Raw genomic sequence first — 15178 nt, forward strand, 5'->3', positions numbered from 1 at the left:
GCTGGTGCGCCTCCTCAGCCCGAACAGGTCGAAGTAATAGCTCGATCTCTTATCCATAATTGACGTTAAGTTAACGTCAGTTATGGTTATGGATAAAGATATAACTATAACGAGTCTCTATCGCGCTCCGTTCGAGCTGAGGAGGCGTTTACGCCGTCTCGAAGCCTTGGCATCGGGTTCGAAAGTACCTGCCAAGGCTTCGAGACGGCGCTGGTGCGCCTCCTCAGCCCGAACGGGTCGAAGTAATAGCTCGATCTCTTATCCATAATTGACGTTAAGTTAACGTCAGTTATGGTTATGGATAAAGATATAACTATAACGAGTCTCTATCGCGCTCCGTTCGAGCTGAGGAGGCGTTTACGCCGTCTCGAAGCCTGGCATCGGGTTCGAAAGTACCTGCCAAAGCTTCGAGACGGCGCTGGTGCGCCTCCTCAGCCCGAACGGGTCGAAGTAATAACTCGATCTCTTATCCATAATTGACGTTAAGTTGATGGCAATAGGGCTGGGGAGATGCGTGAGCATGGTTGCTAAGCCTTGTATTCTGGATAGTGCATTCTGATGTAATCAGAAATAACCTATCTTTCGGAGCTATTGATAATTCTACTAGGCACGATTGTATGTGCTCTGATACTCTAATTCTAGGTTGCAATTTTCACTCAATTGTGTCAAATAAAAACTATATGTCTTCAAGGAGAGAAAAATGTCACATGGATCGGATTCTATTGCTACAATCAAAAGTGGGGATCTTGAGTTTTTACAAGAGGCTGATGATTCTTCAATAAGTTCTGAACTGTCTTCTCCTTTTTCGTGCATTGGGTTAGCCACAAACTCATTTTTTAAACGTTCAAAATCTAACTTGGCTTTTCCTGACTCTTATTCCAAACTCTGGAGTAAAATTGAAGAAAATTCAAACATACGAAGAATCAAAGCATTGCTCATTGATTACACCAAAGAGAGTTTTTTATTGGGTTCCTCTATCGGCCTTATTATTTCAGGACATTGGAATAGACATCATGTTAGTGCAGTCAGTAAAATCATCGCAAATATTTCTGTGAAAAATTATTATGAATCAGCGGATGATGTTATTGCGGAGTTAAAAGCGCTAAAACCTGAAAAAGGAGGATCTTTGTATCAACGAATTAAATTTATTGAAATGAAATTAGAAGAGCAGCTAAGGTATTATTTTAATTATTAGCATTATGGAGTTGTTTGATGTCTGATCCTTATATTTTGGTTTTGTATTACTCGCGTAGTGGTTCTGTGGCACAATTAGCACAATATATCGCACGTGGTGTGGCACATGTTACGGGTATTGAAGCACGCTTAAGAACAGTTCCTCCTGTTTCTGCTACTTGTGAAGCAGTAGATAAGGCGATTCCAGATACTGGCGCGCCTTACGCTACATTGGATGATTTGCGTTATTGTCATGGGTTGGCTTTGGGAAGTCCAACCCGCTTTGGGAATATGGCTGCTCCTTTAAAATATTTTCTAGATAATACATCTTCCTTGTGGTTGGCAGGTGATTTAGTGGGCAAACCTGCCTGTGTCTTTTCTTCGTCTGCGAGTATGCATGGAGGCCAAGAAACAACTCTCTTAAGTATGATGTTACCTTTATTGCATCAAGGTATGATTTTACTCGGAGTGCCTTATTCTGAACCCTCATTAAATGATACAATGAGTGGCGGTACACCTTATGGTGTGACTCATGTTTCTGGTGTAGCAAATGACCGTCCTTTAAGCCAAGATGAAATTAATTTAGCAAAGCATTTGGGTGAACGGTTAGCTAAAACTGCTTTAAAATTGAGTGAAGAAAAATGAAAGTTATTAGTTTTAATGCCAATGGGATACGCTCGGCGGCACGAAATGGTTTTTATGAATGGCTTGTAACCCAAGATGCTGATTTTGTTTGTATTCAAGAAACTAAAGTACAACCCGATCAATTAATTCCAGAAGAACTTTATTATCCTCGTGATTATTATTGTGATTATTATTCAGCGCAAAAGAAAGGATATAGCGGAGTGGCGATTTATGCGCGTCATAAGCCTATTCGTGTTATTAAAGGGATAGGATTTGATTATTGCGATAATGAAGGACGATATATTCAATTTGATTATCCGAAATTCAGTATTATTTCACTTTACTTACCGTCTGGTACAAGTGGTGAGCAACGTCAGGAAGTGAAGTATCAATTTTTAGAGCAATTTGCTAAGCATTTAATGCAATTAAAAAATGAGGGACGCGAATTAATTATATGTGGGGATTATAACATCGCGCATAAAGAAATTGATTTAAAAAATTGGAAAGGCAACCGAAAGAACTCAGGTTTTTTACCCGAAGAACGAGCTTGGATGGATAAGTTATTTGGGGCCATGGGATTTGTAGATGCATTTCGAGTTCATAATCAAGAAGAAGAACAATACACTTGGTGGTCTTTTAGAGGACGGGCTTGGGAGAAAAATGTAGGATGGAGAATCGATTATCAAGTAGTGACCCCAGGATTTATTGAGGATGTGGTTCATAGCCGTATTTTTCGTGACGTACGTTTGTCGGATCACGCTCCTTTATTAATTGAATATAAAGGAGATTGGTATGCTTAAATTGGCAAGTTGGAATGTTAATTCACTCAAGGTCAGATTAGAACAAGTAGTATCCTGGATGGATTCTTCTCATATCGATATCCTTGCGATACAAGAAACAAAATTAATCGATGAGAATTTTCCTAAGGCTGTATTTGTAGAAAAAGGCTATCATGTTGTCTTTTCTGGACAAAAAACATACAATGGTGTTGCTATCATTAGTCGATATCCTTTTTCAGATATTCTCACTGATATTCCTGATTTGGAGGATCCCCAACGACGAATTTTGATAGTAACTGTTGCAGGAATTCGTTTGATCAATTTATATGTTCCCAATGGTTCTGAACTTACTTCTGATAAATATCAATATAAATTGAATTGGTTACAAAAAGTTACTTATTTTATTCAACAACAAATGAGTATTTATCCTAAAATCGCTGTGGTTGGTGATTTTAATATTGCTCCTGAAGATCAAGATGTGCATGATCCGCTTGAATGGGAAGGGTCTGTATTGGTAAGCCCCGCTGAGCGAAAGGCTTTTGCTCAGCTACTACAACTGGGATTTCATGACAGCTTTAGAAATTTTATTCAGGAGGAGCTCTCGTTTAGCTGGTGGGATTATCGTGCTGCGTCTTTTAGACGTAATCGCGGTTTGCGTATTGATCATATCTTATTAAGTAAAGAACTGAATCATTTATGCAGACAATCAGTGATTGATAAGGAACCTAGAAAAGTAGAAAGACCTTCGGATCATGCACCTGTTTGGGTGGCATTGGAGTTAAATGAGATTTAACTGTATTTAGTATTGACTTAAGGGTTTTCACGAAAGTGGCAATTTATTTCCCTTTTAGCATTGTCACTCCATTAAAATAAGTCCCCGCTTTCGCGAGGACGACAACACTATACGTTCAAAGGGGATGTCATTTTTTGAGCGTGGGCTTCGCTAAGTAAATATTAGCTCTAATAAACTACTTATTCCGAACTTACGTTAACTGAATATCATTGCACCCGCGCATAATTCAATATGCGATGCTTCTGAAGTTAAGAGACGAGCACGGCGTTTCAGGGTATGAGCTGTGAACGTAACTACAGAACAATACTTTCTGTTTTACTTCATTTATTTTGTAGTGTTTCAAATAAAAACCAAATTCTTCTTTCTGTTTCGTCTATATATTCTTCGAGAATACTCGTTGTGGCGCAATCATTTCCTTTATTGCATATTTCATGAGCTTTTCTCATATTTTTTAAAAAAGCTTTATTGTCTTTTAGGAGTTGATGAAGCATTTCTTCAGCAGACAATATTTCATGAGCATCTTTAATTGTCTGTAATTCTTTGATTTGTCCAATCGATTGGATTGTTTTTTCTCCTAATTTTCGGACTCGCTCTGCTAATACATCAACCATTAAAAAAATTTGGTCACTGTGTTCGTCGAGCAAAAGGTGATAATCGCGATAGTGCGGTCCAGTCATGTGCCAATGAAAATTTTTTGTTTTAACAAATAAAGCAAAAGTATCTGCAACAAGCGGATTAATTGCTTCGGCGATTTTCCTCCTATCTTTAATATCAAGATCATTTGGAGTATCCAGTTTATAAACTTCCATTTTTTTCATTTTAAGCTCCTTTCGTTTTAATGAGGTTATCTTAAGAAGTGTAGGACATTATTACGAATAATGAATGAAATAGCGTACGTCTTATGCTGAAGATGCAAAAATTAAAAGGTTGCACCTGTTAGAACAAAGATCATTATCAGAAAAATTGCTTTAAAGAAGATTTTCTGCTATTGTTTTGCGTCATTTGTGTCGAGTATGGTGCCTGGCAGTGGATCAGGTGGCGATACTCATAACTATAGAGAGTAGTATTATGAAGGCATCAATTCATCCTGAATATAAAAAAGTTAAGGTAATGTGTAGTTGTGGTGAGGAATTTGAAACTCGATCAACATTAGGTAAGGACTTGAACATTGAAGTATGTTCAAAATGTCATCCTTTCTATACGGGTAAGCAAAAATTAGTAGATACTGGTGGACGTGTTCAGAAGTTTCGTGATCGTTATAGCCAACGCGCCACATCTAATAAAGAAGAAAATAAATAAGGCGCATTATTTTGCGCCTTATTTATTTATACTTCACTCGAAGTATAACTTATTGACAGATTGCCGCCTTCGATGTAAATTTTTGTTGGTTGTTCAGTCTTGATAATTCAATTCTTGTTTAAGTCCATATTATTCTTTAGCTATATCTCTTTAGAATTAGGAGTGACTCAGATGTTTGTGTCTGAGAGCTTGGGATAAGCGATGAATTGATAATGGTTGTAAGATTCCGAATCTTACTTAAAATTTCATTTTATTTAAGAGAGCAAGTACTTTGGATAACGAAGTTTTGAAACAATGTGCATTGGATTATCACGAATTTCCTACTCCTGGGAAACTCGGTGTTCATGTGACCAAATCAACTGACTCTCAGAGTGATTTATCTTTGGCTTATACACCCGGTGTCGCAGCCCCTGTAATCGCTATAGCAGAAAATCCTGAGCAAGCTTATCGTTATACCAATAAAGGAAATTTAGTAGCGGTAATGACTAATGGCACTGCGGTTCTTGGTTTAGGTGATCTCGGTCCTCTTGCTAGTAAACCCGTTATGGAAGGAAAAGCTGTCTTATTTAAGCGTTTTGCCGGTATTGATGTATTTGATATAGAAATTGATGCCCACGATCCACAAGCTTTTATTGCTACAGCAAAACGTATTTCACCTACATTTGGCGGGATTAATTTAGAAGATCTGAAAGCCCCAGAATGCTTCGAAATTGAACAGGCTTTAATGGAGCAATTAAATATCCCAGTTTTCCATGATGATCAACATGGAACTGCTATCGTAGTTGCTGCAGGTTTGCTCAATGCCCTTGAATTACAACAAAAAAAATTATCTGAAGCACGAATTGTTTGTATAGGAGCCGGTGCTGCGGGAATCGCTTCAATGCGCTTACTTACTGCCTTGGGCGCTCATAAAGAAAACATGTTGCTTTTGGACACTAAAGGGGTTATTCATTCGGGCCGTGCTGATTTAAATGCTTATAAATTTGCTTTTTCACGTACTACTGAATGCAGGACCTTAGCTGATGCATTAGTAGATGCAGATGTATTTATCGGTGTGGCAAAGCCAGATTTGTTAGATGCTAGTTTATTAAAACGAATGGCACCTAGACCCATTATTTTTGCGTTATCAAACCCAGATCCTGAAATTAGACCTGAAATAGCTCATCGAGTGCGCGATGATATAGTCATAGCTACTGGGCGTAGTGACTACCCTAATCAGGTAAACAATGTATTATGTTTTCCATATATTTTTCGTGGTGCATTGGATGTACGCGCTAAATGTATTAATCAATCCATGCAAATTGCGGCAGTTGAATCAATCCGCCAATTAGTGCATGAGCCAGTTTCCCAGGTAGTGAAGGATAATTACCCAGGTGTTACGTATTGGGAGTATGGTCCTAACTATATTCTTCCAAAGCCTATAGATCCTCGTTTGCGAGAGCGAGTTCCAGCTGCTGTAGCCCAAGCTGCAAGAGCAAGTGGCGTAAGTCAATGAGTTGTATGTAATTTAAAATAAAAAGTAGCATCCCATATGCAATAAGGGATCTCTGGGTGTAGAAGTATGCCGTATGAGATGTGCCTGGTTGTGTCTAGGATAAATAGGTGAATTAAATAAAAGAGTATTTACCGTCTCAGAATTAAGACTGTAGATGCTTTTGCTTAACCAATGTTAAGGAGATAACCTTGCTTTCTGAAAACCGTAGAAATTACGCATTAATTGGATGGCTTATTTGTGGTCTTGGAGCCCTATTTTATAGTTACGAGTATTTGCTGCGGATCGCGCCTAGTGTGATGGAAACAGCACTGCGTGAGCATTTTAATTTATCTGCTACAGGATTTGGGAATATTTCATCTGTTTATTATTATGCTTATGTGCCTATGCAATTACCTGTGGGAATCATGATGGACCGCTACGGTCCTAGGCGATTATTAACTTTTGCATGTTTAATTTGTGTTATTGGAACTTTTTTATTCACAGGAACAACAGATTTTTGGGTTGCGGCTTCGGGACGATTTTTGGTGGGGTTGGGTTCTGCATTTGCATTTGTTGGTGTATTGAAGCTTGCAACAATCTGGTTGCCCGAAAATAAGCTCGCTATGGTTTCAGGACTCACTTCGGCATTAGGAACGGTTGGTGCGATGCTAGGTGATAATTTTTTAGAAATATTTGTTCATAGATTAGGATGGATCAAGACTCTAAATATGACCGCTTTTTTTGGTATTGTATTAACCTTTATTTTATGGTTAGGTATCCATGATAAAAAAGGTCGTTACAGACAGAGTGGTACTGTTTCTTCTTTTAAAAAAGGTATGATTGACTTAGGCATTATTGCGCGTAATAAACAAATATGGGTTAATGGATTATTTGGGTGTTTGGTTTATTTACCTACAACAGTTTTTGCTGAGTTGTGGGGAATCCCTTATTTAAGGCATGCTCATGGATTATCTGCGCATGGCGCCGGTTTAGCGAATTCGTTGCTTTTCTTAGGTTTTACTTTAGGAGCCCCATTGATGGGGTACTTTTCTGATCGCATAGCACGCAGAAAATTACCTATGCTTTTAGGTGCTAGTGTTGCGACTGTATTGATGCTGGTTATTCTGTATTTTCCTGGTTTGAACGAGAGTAGCGTACAGATCCTCATGTTTTTATTAGGGTTGTTTTATAGTGCGCAGGCGATTGTATTCGCAGTTGGACGGGAGTTGAGTCCCGGTGAAGCCGCAGGTACGGCGATGGCCTTGACTAACATGATCGTCATGTTAGGCGGTATGTTATTGCAGCCTTTAGTAGGATACTTGTTGGATTTTAGTTACTCCTTACGTAGTGGTGCCTCTCTTTCAACGGCATTAGTAGTTGAAAATGTACATAAACTCTATAACATGACTGACTATCGTATTGCTTTAGCATTTATACCTATTGGTATGTGTATTGCTGCTTTATTAACGTTCTTTTTAAAGGAAACACACGCTCATGCACCTAAATGAAATTGTTTCAAGAAAACAGCTGTTGTTAGGCCTGTTTATCTGCTTTGTTGGGGCAGTGTTTTATTGTTATGAGTTTATCTTACGCATCATTCCAGGTGTGTTACAGACCGAGCTCAGTACCGCTTTAGGGCATATTTCAGCAACTACTTTTGGTCAGATATCTGCCCTTTATTATTTTGCATATTCTCCCATGCAGATGCCTGTTGGAATGTTAATGGATAGATTTGGCCCAAGACGACTGTTAACGTTTGCTTGTCTTTGTTGTACTGTAGGTTCGTGGATGTTTACCCTTACTTCATCTATGTTTTTAGTAGGTTCAGGACGTTTTTTAGTGGGCTTTGGCTCTTCTTTTGCTTTTGTTGGTGTGCTTTCCCTTGCGTTACATTGGTTACCTAGACGTTATTTTTCTTTAGTTGCGGGTTTAATGACCACTCTGGGAATGCTAGGCCTTGTTTATGGTGAAGTAAAAATTACTGAATGGTCTCAAAGTATAGGTTGGGAACAAGTATTAATCTTGATCGCCATTGTTGGTGCTGGACTGAGCGTACTGATGTTGCTGATTGTTCGTGATGGGCCAGAAGGACATCAGTCGAATAAGCATCCTTTACCGGAGTTTTTTCGAAATGTGCTTAAAGTACTCGTGGCTCCTGAAGTTTGGATTATCGGCTTTGTTGGTGCTTGCTTGTATACTTCTTTATCGGTGTTTGGTGAATTATGGGGGAAAACGTATTTGGAACAAGCCCATCATTTAACTAAGGTTGAGGCCGCTAAGACGGTTTCTGCAGTATTTTTGGGTTGGGCAGTAGGGGCTCCGGTAGCGGGGTATTTATCAGATCGTTCAGGAAAGCGTTTATTGCCATTGGTTTTAGGTGCTATTTTTGCTTTAATTTGTATTAGCCTTGTTTTGTATTGTCCAGGATTATCTTATTTTAGTCTCAATGTCTTATTATTTTTATATGGCGTGTTTAGTGCTACAGAAATTATCGTCTTTATTATGGCTAAAGAATGCAGCGGTGCTCAATTATCAGGTACCGTTTTTGCAGCGACTAACATGATAATTTCTCTTGCTGGGGCTGTGTTCCAACCTTTAGTGGGTAAGTTATTGGATACGTTTGGGGATAGTGGTATCGTCAAGGGAGAACATATTTATACTGTCGTGGATTATCAAGTTGCTTTATCCATATTACCTCTCTCCCTGTTATTGGTTACTATTCTTGCTTTTTTTATTAAAGATCATCAGGTCATTTAATTAAAAAGTTATATAACGTGCTGATTCTTGGTAAAACGGCCCCATAGGACCGTTTTTTGCTAGGAGTTGAATGATCAATAGTGTCATAACGAATTAGAAACCCACAACGTCTTTGTATCCATAAGTCCTATTTTTGAGGGACCATATGCCCAAGAAAGCCGTATTAGAAACATTCTTAGCTTTGGCTTGGTGTTATTGATGGAGCAGGGGGCTCTGCGTTTTCCATTGCTGTTGTTTCTTGTTGGGGAGCGTTTGGCATATTTTCCATGGTAGCTGATTTTGTGCTCGAAAGAGTGCCCAAGGGTATGTCCTTAACCGGTGATTTAGATAATGATTCCCCAGAAGAATTAGATAATGAATTCTCAGGAGAATTAGATAATGGTTTCTCAGTGGAATTAGATAATGATCTCTCTGCAGGGGTAGGTTTTTGCAGATCTTTATAATCTTTTCCGGCACGAAGTTGCTCAACAAGGTCTTTATACCCTCCTTCTGGGAATGCCTTGTTAGTTCGGGGATCAATGAGCTCACCATTTTTAGTAAGTGCAATTACATCATTTCCCATGGTAACCTTACCCTCTAACCCTTGTTTTGCTACATCTCTGAGAAAGTCCTCTTCAGCTTGGGCATCCTTAAATGCCAGTGTTATCCGACCTTTCTCTTGGTCTACTTTAAGCTTATTTTCATCTTCATTAAAATCGGGTTTTTGTTTTTTGTATCTTTTAAGCCAGTCATCACAAATTTGGTTAAGATCGTGATTTTTGTTAGGATCTTTTTTAACGTCCATATTTTTTGTATTTTGTTCCATCTTCTGGTTTGGGTTTAACATTCCTTGGTTGTTAGCTGCCATATTTGCTTGATCTTGTTCCATCTTTTTTTGGTTATCTTGTTGTAGTTTCTGTGCCGCTTTTTGGTTTAGTTCTTTTTGTATCTCTTGTTCTGTAGTAGCCATTTATTTCTCCAAATATTTTGCGTTGGTCAATAGAGTGCAATTTGTTGATAGCACTCAATTAATAATCATATTTAATCATTTTGTCTAAAATGAGTCCAATTCATTGAATTTATATATGATATAAAATTATTAAATAGCTATTTAATTTCAATAGATTAGTTATAAAAATGGCTTTATTTAATGGCTCAAAAATATGGTTTTATTCTAAAAAGTTTAAAGTAAGGTGAAAATTGAGGAACGCTTTGCTGGACTAAAGTTGCTTAATTAAATATTGCAATTAATTCCTTAACAGGATGCCGCATAGAGCCCTGACAGTTAATAAAACGAGAGACTGGGAAGCTTTTGATTTCTGCCTTTCTATAGTGATGTCGGGTAAATGCAGTATCATGGTTAGAAAGAATAACGGGAATGCCTTTTGCTGCTGTTTCTTTAGCGAGCTCAGTCAGCTCAATTTGATCTTCATTAGTGAATAATTTTTGATTGTAGGGTAAATGGGGTGTTTTTTCTGAAAGTGGCACATAAGGAGGATCACAATAGATTACATCACCACGCTCTGCATACTCAAAAGTCTTTCTAAAATCGTTATGAATAAATTCAGCACATTGACTTTTCTGATGGAACAGACGCATTTCTTTGTGTGGAAAATAAGGTTTTGTATAAAGGCCAAAAGGAACGTTATAGATTCCTTTAGAGTTATAGCGACACAAGCCATTATAACCATGTCGGTTGAGGTAAAGAAAATAAGCTGATTTTTGTGGGGAATAAGGTGAGGCATTAAAATCAGATCTTATCTGATAGTATTTTTCTTTACGATTGAATTCAGGATTAAAAAAAGATTCACAGTATCGAATAAAGGGATCACCTTGTTGCTGTAATAGGGTAAATAAATGGATTAAATCAAGATTACTTTCAGCAAGGAGATAAGAAGAGTAATGGGTATTCATAAAAACAACACCAGAACCGGTGAAAGGCTCAATTAAGCGTTTACCCGGCGGAAGAAGAGGAACAATCTTTTCCAAACAGTTGTATTTACTACCTGCCCATTTTAGGAAAGGTCTTATTTTAATCATTGATATTACCACGATTGATTCAGAAAGAAGTATTGCTTATTTTTAAGAAAAAAAACAGAATTTTTTTGTATCGGACTGTTTGTATTGGAACGGGCTTCCTTGCACGTTCGGTTAGCGATATAAAAGACATAAAAGATATTTTATGTCTTATCATTAGATGGAGTTTCGTATGTTGTTATTATTTTCCTGAAGAGGCTCGGTCTCTGGATTATGCGGCATATTATTTCTATGGTGGAAGAAGAAACTGGGTGAGGGTCCGACTTTATTTACAATAGAGGGGGCTGATACAGTCGTAATAGACATTGTTTGAATGTCGACGTTCTTTTGAGGTTTGTCTGCTTTTGTATCTCGCTGCTTCAATTTATTTGTAGTCAACAAATAGTTTGAAGATTCACTTACATCTGTATTTTTGGCTCTTGGCGTTTCTATTGTCGAAGACGCATTTGATTTAGTGATCCTTAATCCTAAAGACCCACTAATTAATGCTAGGCCTCCTCCTATTGTCCCAGCAACCGCAACTAGTCCTAAGACGCCAACTCCCAAAGGGGCAAATACTCCTGTGGCAACTAGCGTTATACCGATACCTGCTCCAATCGTTAAACCTGCTGTTGCCAATAAAGCTACAATCAGTAATTCTTGTTGGGAGGCGGATTTGGAGTTTGCTCTCGTTTTCTCCTGGATAATTTCTACAGAGTTCTCTGCGCGAGATTTATTTTTAAGTTCCATCGCTGTAGTGTGTACCATTTGGGGAGTAGGGGGAGCTTGAAAACTTTTTAAAAAGGAAAATTCGAATGTTTGCTCCTTTCTACCTGCTTTTAAGATACTCAGTACCGTACTAGCGCCAGTATGTGTATGCGAATCAGCATCAGAGTTGACTATTTTTCGCATTTGCTCAAACATACAAGCTGCATTAAGTTCCTTTTTCTCTGATCCTATAGAAAGTTCTATTTGATCATCATAGGGTCTACCATAGAATAAATATTCATCCTCATTAAAGGTTTCAGGATTTGGAAGTGGATTGTTTTGATTACGTAACTTTAGTAATTGGTCAGTTAGCTTATGGCGAATATGCTCTACCTTCTCACTTAATTCATTGAATGGCTCTACTGATATTTTTTGTTCTTGAGGTAATTGTAGATTTAATCGTTCAACAAGGTCCAAAATAATTTTATAGTTAGGATGTTTGGGATCAAGATTAGTTTGTTGTTTTAGTAATTTTGTTTTCTTTATTATTATTGTGGTTGCATTTAATAAATCTTCACAATCAGCTAGAGCTTTTTGATTCTGAATGTAGCGGCCTTCAATCGTATTAGGATCCAGAGCACGTCCTTTTTCTGTTAAGGTACAGGTAGTAAATAAGGGATCAGGATGAATGTTGCCTGCATACAGAGCATCTGCTTTATAAGTAGGGTTAAGATGGAAAGGCTCTATAACATTAAGTTCATCAGGTATGAAACTAAAGCGAACTACATATATTTTTTGTTTTGTACCACTCTTATTTTTTTCAGTCTCTATGTGATAGGGAATTTGGGGCATTTGATCACAATATTGTGCTATAAGAATATCATCTTCCGGGGTAACTGGTAATCTTAACTCAATAGATGCGTGTCCCACATCTTCATTAAGATATTTCGTTTGGCTATTTGTTCCCCATGTTTGGATTATGGCAATACCTTTATTCATGATTATTTACTCTAACAGTTATTTTCCTCCATATATTAATCATCTTGATTAAATAATATCCAATCAAATATTTTGAATTCTCATATAAGATTATTAAATAATTGATTGCATTTAATGGGTTATTTGGTTATGGAGAACTTATTAGGTTTGAATAAGAGCCAAATTTCTATGGCTACAGTATGTTCATATAATTCAGATTGTACTAAATCAGCATTCCCAAATAACAGGAAATAAAGCGTGATTCATAGGGGCACCTTTGGGGAGTTGGTTGATTAATCCTGGAAAATGAGGTGAAGTGATCCATTTACGGGGGGCATGAGTGATGTCATCGCCTAAAAAACGCACGGAAAAAACTCTACGTCGTTGTGTTCCGGGAACGCCTTGTGCTGCATGAAGTGTTAACATATGGAAGCATATCACATCGCCCGGAGTTATTTCCCAACCAATAATAGGGTAGGCCTCTCGATTTGCTTCGATATCAGGAAGTTCTGTTAAACTTCCTTCCGGGAACCATTTTGCTTGGTTATCCATAAAAGAACGTGGCATAAGCCATGGTCCTAAATGAGAGCCAGCAACAAATTCTAAGCTGGAAATACGAGATACGGGATCCACTGGTATCCATAAGCTGCAATTTTGAAACCCTGCAATATTATAGTAGGGTTGATCTTGGTGCCATGGTGTATGCTGTTGTGTTCCTGGTTCTTTAACAAGAAGATGGTCATGGTAAAGCCGTGTTTTTTTACTCTCCATAAGTGTTCCTGCAATAACACTGGCAGGTGATCCAAAAATAAATTGTTGATAATGCGGATTGGTTTGCCATGTGCAAAAGTCTTCTATAAACCGCCCCGGATCCTCACTTTTACTTGCAATTTTGGAGCGATGACTAGGTGATTTCAGATTGAGCTCAATGCCTTCCCGAAGTAATGTAATTTCTTCAGGGCTTAGAATTTGACGAAGGCAAACTGCTCCATCCTTTTTATATGCATCAATATGTGTTTGCGTCACTGATTCTTTAACACGTTGCAGGACCTCTTGAGCAATAAAATGAGAGTTCATGGTCTAGGACAAAAAGGTAAAGGGTTATGATGATGTTACTAAAATTTAATAAAAGGAGCTACGCATCTTGGAGCTATTAACTTATATTTTTAGTTAAGTTTTTCACTGATATCTTAAACATGTCTCCACAATCGCAGAGATTCAATACCACGCTTATTGTAAAGTTACTAAAAAATTCATGAGTGTCATTAAAAGTTATGCTATTTTAGCTCTTTCTCATAAAACAAGGACTTAGAGTGTTAAAGTTAAAACCTAGTGAGCGAAAAATTATTTTTCTTGCCTCTTTAGGTGGTGCATTGGAGTTTTATGATTTTGTCATTTACGTTATTTTTGCGCCTATAATGAGTCAAATTTTTTTTCCAGAAACAGATAAGCTCGCTTCATTAATGAGTGTCTATGCTGTTTTTGCGATTGGGTACTTGATTCGTCCTTTAGGTGGGGTTGTTTTTAGTCATTTTGGCGATAAATATGGACGTAAAAAAACATTTATTGTTTCAGTTATTTTAATGGCTGTTCCCACCTTACTTATTGGATTTTTACCGACATATCAACATGTCGGTATTTTTTCCAGCATCATGCTGATTTTTTTACGCTTATTACAAGGATTATCCATCGGGGGAGAAATTCCAGGAGCCTTAACATTTACCTGTGAGCATGTGGATCCGCGTTCAAGAGCATTGGCTTGCGGTGTTATCTTTTCTTTCCTCAATTTTGGTATCTTTCTTGGGGCTGTGATCAGTTTAATTTTAACCAAACAACTTTCAAATGAGCAATTATTGAGCTTTGGTTGGCGTATTCCCTTTATTTTTGGTGGATGTCTTGGGGTGTTTAGTTTTTATATACGTAAGCAATTAGCAGAAAGTCCATTATTTATCGCATTTCAACATACTGCGGAACATAAACGAATTCCTTTTACGGAGGCAATCAGTGGGTATTGGCGAAAAATTTTGCAAGGTATTGGCTTAACATGTTTGGGTTCTGTCATGATTAATCTTGTATTTTTATATATGCCTACCTACCTTTCTTCGATTCTTGCTTATCCTATCCAAGAAGCAACTTTATTAAACACACTTAATTTAGCTTTTTATTCCTTGTTGTTGATTTTTCTTTGTTGGTGTGGTGATCGATATGGACGCAAACTTATTCTTTTGATCGGTACTATTGGTTTTATCTTATTGAGTTATTTTTTATTTGCAACTTTGTCTCTGCAAACGACATCATCACTGATTATTGCTTTATCTATTTTAGGATTTTTAAGCAGTTTTATTATGGTGTATCCCAGTTTATTAGTGGAGTTATTTCCTGTTTCCATTCGCTATACTGGGATAGCTATTTCTTATAATCTCGCTTTTGCTTTTTTCGGCGGCTTAACTCCTTTTATTGTTACTCACCTTATTGAAACATATAACAATAATCTTGCCCCAAGCTTTTATCTTATTTTAAGTGCATTATTTTGTTTGATAGCCGTATTAACCATTAAAAAGCTCTATACAGAATCGGAGGTTCAATCATGAGGTTTGT

General features: G+C 37.5%; 14 protein-coding genes. 9 read left to right on the forward strand and 5 right to left on the reverse strand.

The window, feature by feature from the left end:
* Window positions 1-700: 700 nt before the first annotated feature.
* The 4 genes from DYH34_RS04850 to xth are packed head-to-tail and all read left to right on the forward strand — an operon-like array spanning window position 701 to window position 3369.
* Window positions 701-1195, forward strand: a complete 495-nt coding sequence (locus tag DYH34_RS04850) for a DUF5617 domain-containing protein (protein WP_058465497.1) — start codon at window positions 701-703, stop codon at window positions 1193-1195.
* Between the two features lie 17 nt (window positions 1196-1212).
* Window positions 1213-1818, forward strand: a complete 606-nt coding sequence (gene wrbA / locus DYH34_RS04855; RefSeq protein ID WP_058465496.1) for an NAD(P)H:quinone oxidoreductase — start codon at window positions 1213-1215, stop codon at window positions 1816-1818.
* Window positions 1815-2597, forward strand: a complete 783-nt coding sequence (locus DYH34_RS04860) for an exodeoxyribonuclease III (RefSeq protein ID WP_058465495.1) — start codon at window positions 1815-1817, stop codon at window positions 2595-2597. The genes wrbA and DYH34_RS04860 overlap by 4 nt, the downstream gene beginning before the upstream one ends.
* Window positions 2590-3369: an exodeoxyribonuclease III gene (xth, locus tag DYH34_RS04865; RefSeq protein WP_058465494.1), complete on the forward strand. Its 780-nt coding sequence runs from the start codon at window positions 2590-2592 to the stop codon at window positions 3367-3369. The genes DYH34_RS04860 and xth overlap by 8 nt, the downstream gene beginning before the upstream one ends.
* Before the next feature lie 320 nt (window positions 3370-3689).
* Here the strand turns inward: xth and DYH34_RS04870 are convergent, their stop codons facing one another.
* On the reverse strand, window positions 3690-4187 hold the full coding sequence (locus DYH34_RS04870; RefSeq protein WP_058465493.1) for a Dps family protein: 498 nt from the start codon (window positions 4185-4187) through the stop codon (window positions 3690-3692).
* A gap of 250 nt (window positions 4188-4437) precedes the next feature.
* Here DYH34_RS04870 and rpmE point away from each other — a divergent pair, with 250 nt between their 5' ends.
* The 4 genes from rpmE (at window position 4438) to DYH34_RS04890 (ending at window position 8899) form a co-directional block, all read left to right on the forward strand.
* Window positions 4438-4668 carry a 50S ribosomal protein L31 gene (gene rpmE, locus DYH34_RS04875; RefSeq protein WP_058465492.1) on the forward strand — a complete coding sequence of 77 codons (231 nt, stop codon included), beginning with the start codon at window positions 4438-4440 and terminating at the stop codon, window positions 4666-4668.
* Window positions 4669-4939: 271 nt separating this feature from the next.
* Complete coding sequence (locus DYH34_RS04880) at window positions 4940-6163, forward strand: malic enzyme-like NAD(P)-binding protein (protein ID WP_058465491.1); 1224 nt, start codon at window positions 4940-4942, stop codon at window positions 6161-6163.
* 188 nt (window positions 6164-6351) lie between these two features.
* Window positions 6352-7650: an MFS transporter gene (locus tag DYH34_RS04885; RefSeq protein WP_058465490.1), complete on the forward strand. Its 1299-nt coding sequence runs from the start codon at window positions 6352-6354 to the stop codon at window positions 7648-7650.
* Window positions 7637-8899, forward strand: a complete 1263-nt coding sequence (locus tag DYH34_RS04890) for an MFS transporter (RefSeq protein ID WP_058465489.1) — start codon at window positions 7637-7639, stop codon at window positions 8897-8899. The genes DYH34_RS04885 and DYH34_RS04890 overlap by 14 nt, the downstream gene beginning before the upstream one ends.
* Before the next feature lie 175 nt (window positions 8900-9074).
* Here DYH34_RS04890 and DYH34_RS04895 read toward each other — a convergent pair whose 3' ends face one another.
* The 4 genes from DYH34_RS04895 to DYH34_RS04910 form a co-directional block, all read right to left on the reverse strand.
* Window positions 9075-9848, reverse strand: coding sequence for a hypothetical protein (locus tag DYH34_RS04895; RefSeq protein WP_058465488.1), 774 nt, complete (start codon window positions 9846-9848; stop codon window positions 9075-9077).
* Between the two features lie 260 nt (window positions 9849-10108).
* Window positions 10109-10918 (reverse strand): Dam family site-specific DNA-(adenine-N6)-methyltransferase, encoded by an 810-nt coding sequence (locus DYH34_RS04900; RefSeq protein WP_058465487.1) that lies wholly within the window; start codon window positions 10916-10918, stop codon window positions 10109-10111.
* Between the two features lie 153 nt (window positions 10919-11071).
* The gene (locus DYH34_RS18165; RefSeq protein ID WP_065240110.1) at window positions 11072-12601 is read right to left on the reverse strand and encodes a hypothetical protein; all 1530 of its coding nucleotides are present in this window, start codon (window positions 12599-12601) and stop codon (window positions 11072-11074) included.
* Window positions 12602-12808: 207 nt separating this feature from the next.
* Window positions 12809-13657 (reverse strand): phytanoyl-CoA dioxygenase family protein, encoded by an 849-nt coding sequence (locus tag DYH34_RS04910; RefSeq protein WP_058465486.1) that lies wholly within the window; start codon window positions 13655-13657, stop codon window positions 12809-12811.
* 236 nt (window positions 13658-13893) lie between these two features.
* Between DYH34_RS04910 and DYH34_RS04915 the strand changes: the two genes are divergently transcribed.
* Complete coding sequence (locus DYH34_RS04915) at window positions 13894-15171, forward strand: MFS transporter (RefSeq protein WP_065240109.1); 1278 nt, start codon at window positions 13894-13896, stop codon at window positions 15169-15171.
* The last annotated feature ends 7 nt before the right edge of the window (window positions 15172-15178 follow it).

Source organism: Legionella cincinnatiensis (assembly GCF_900452415.1).
Taxonomy (GTDB): Bacteria; Pseudomonadota; Gammaproteobacteria; order Legionellales; family Legionellaceae; genus Legionella; species Legionella cincinnatiensis.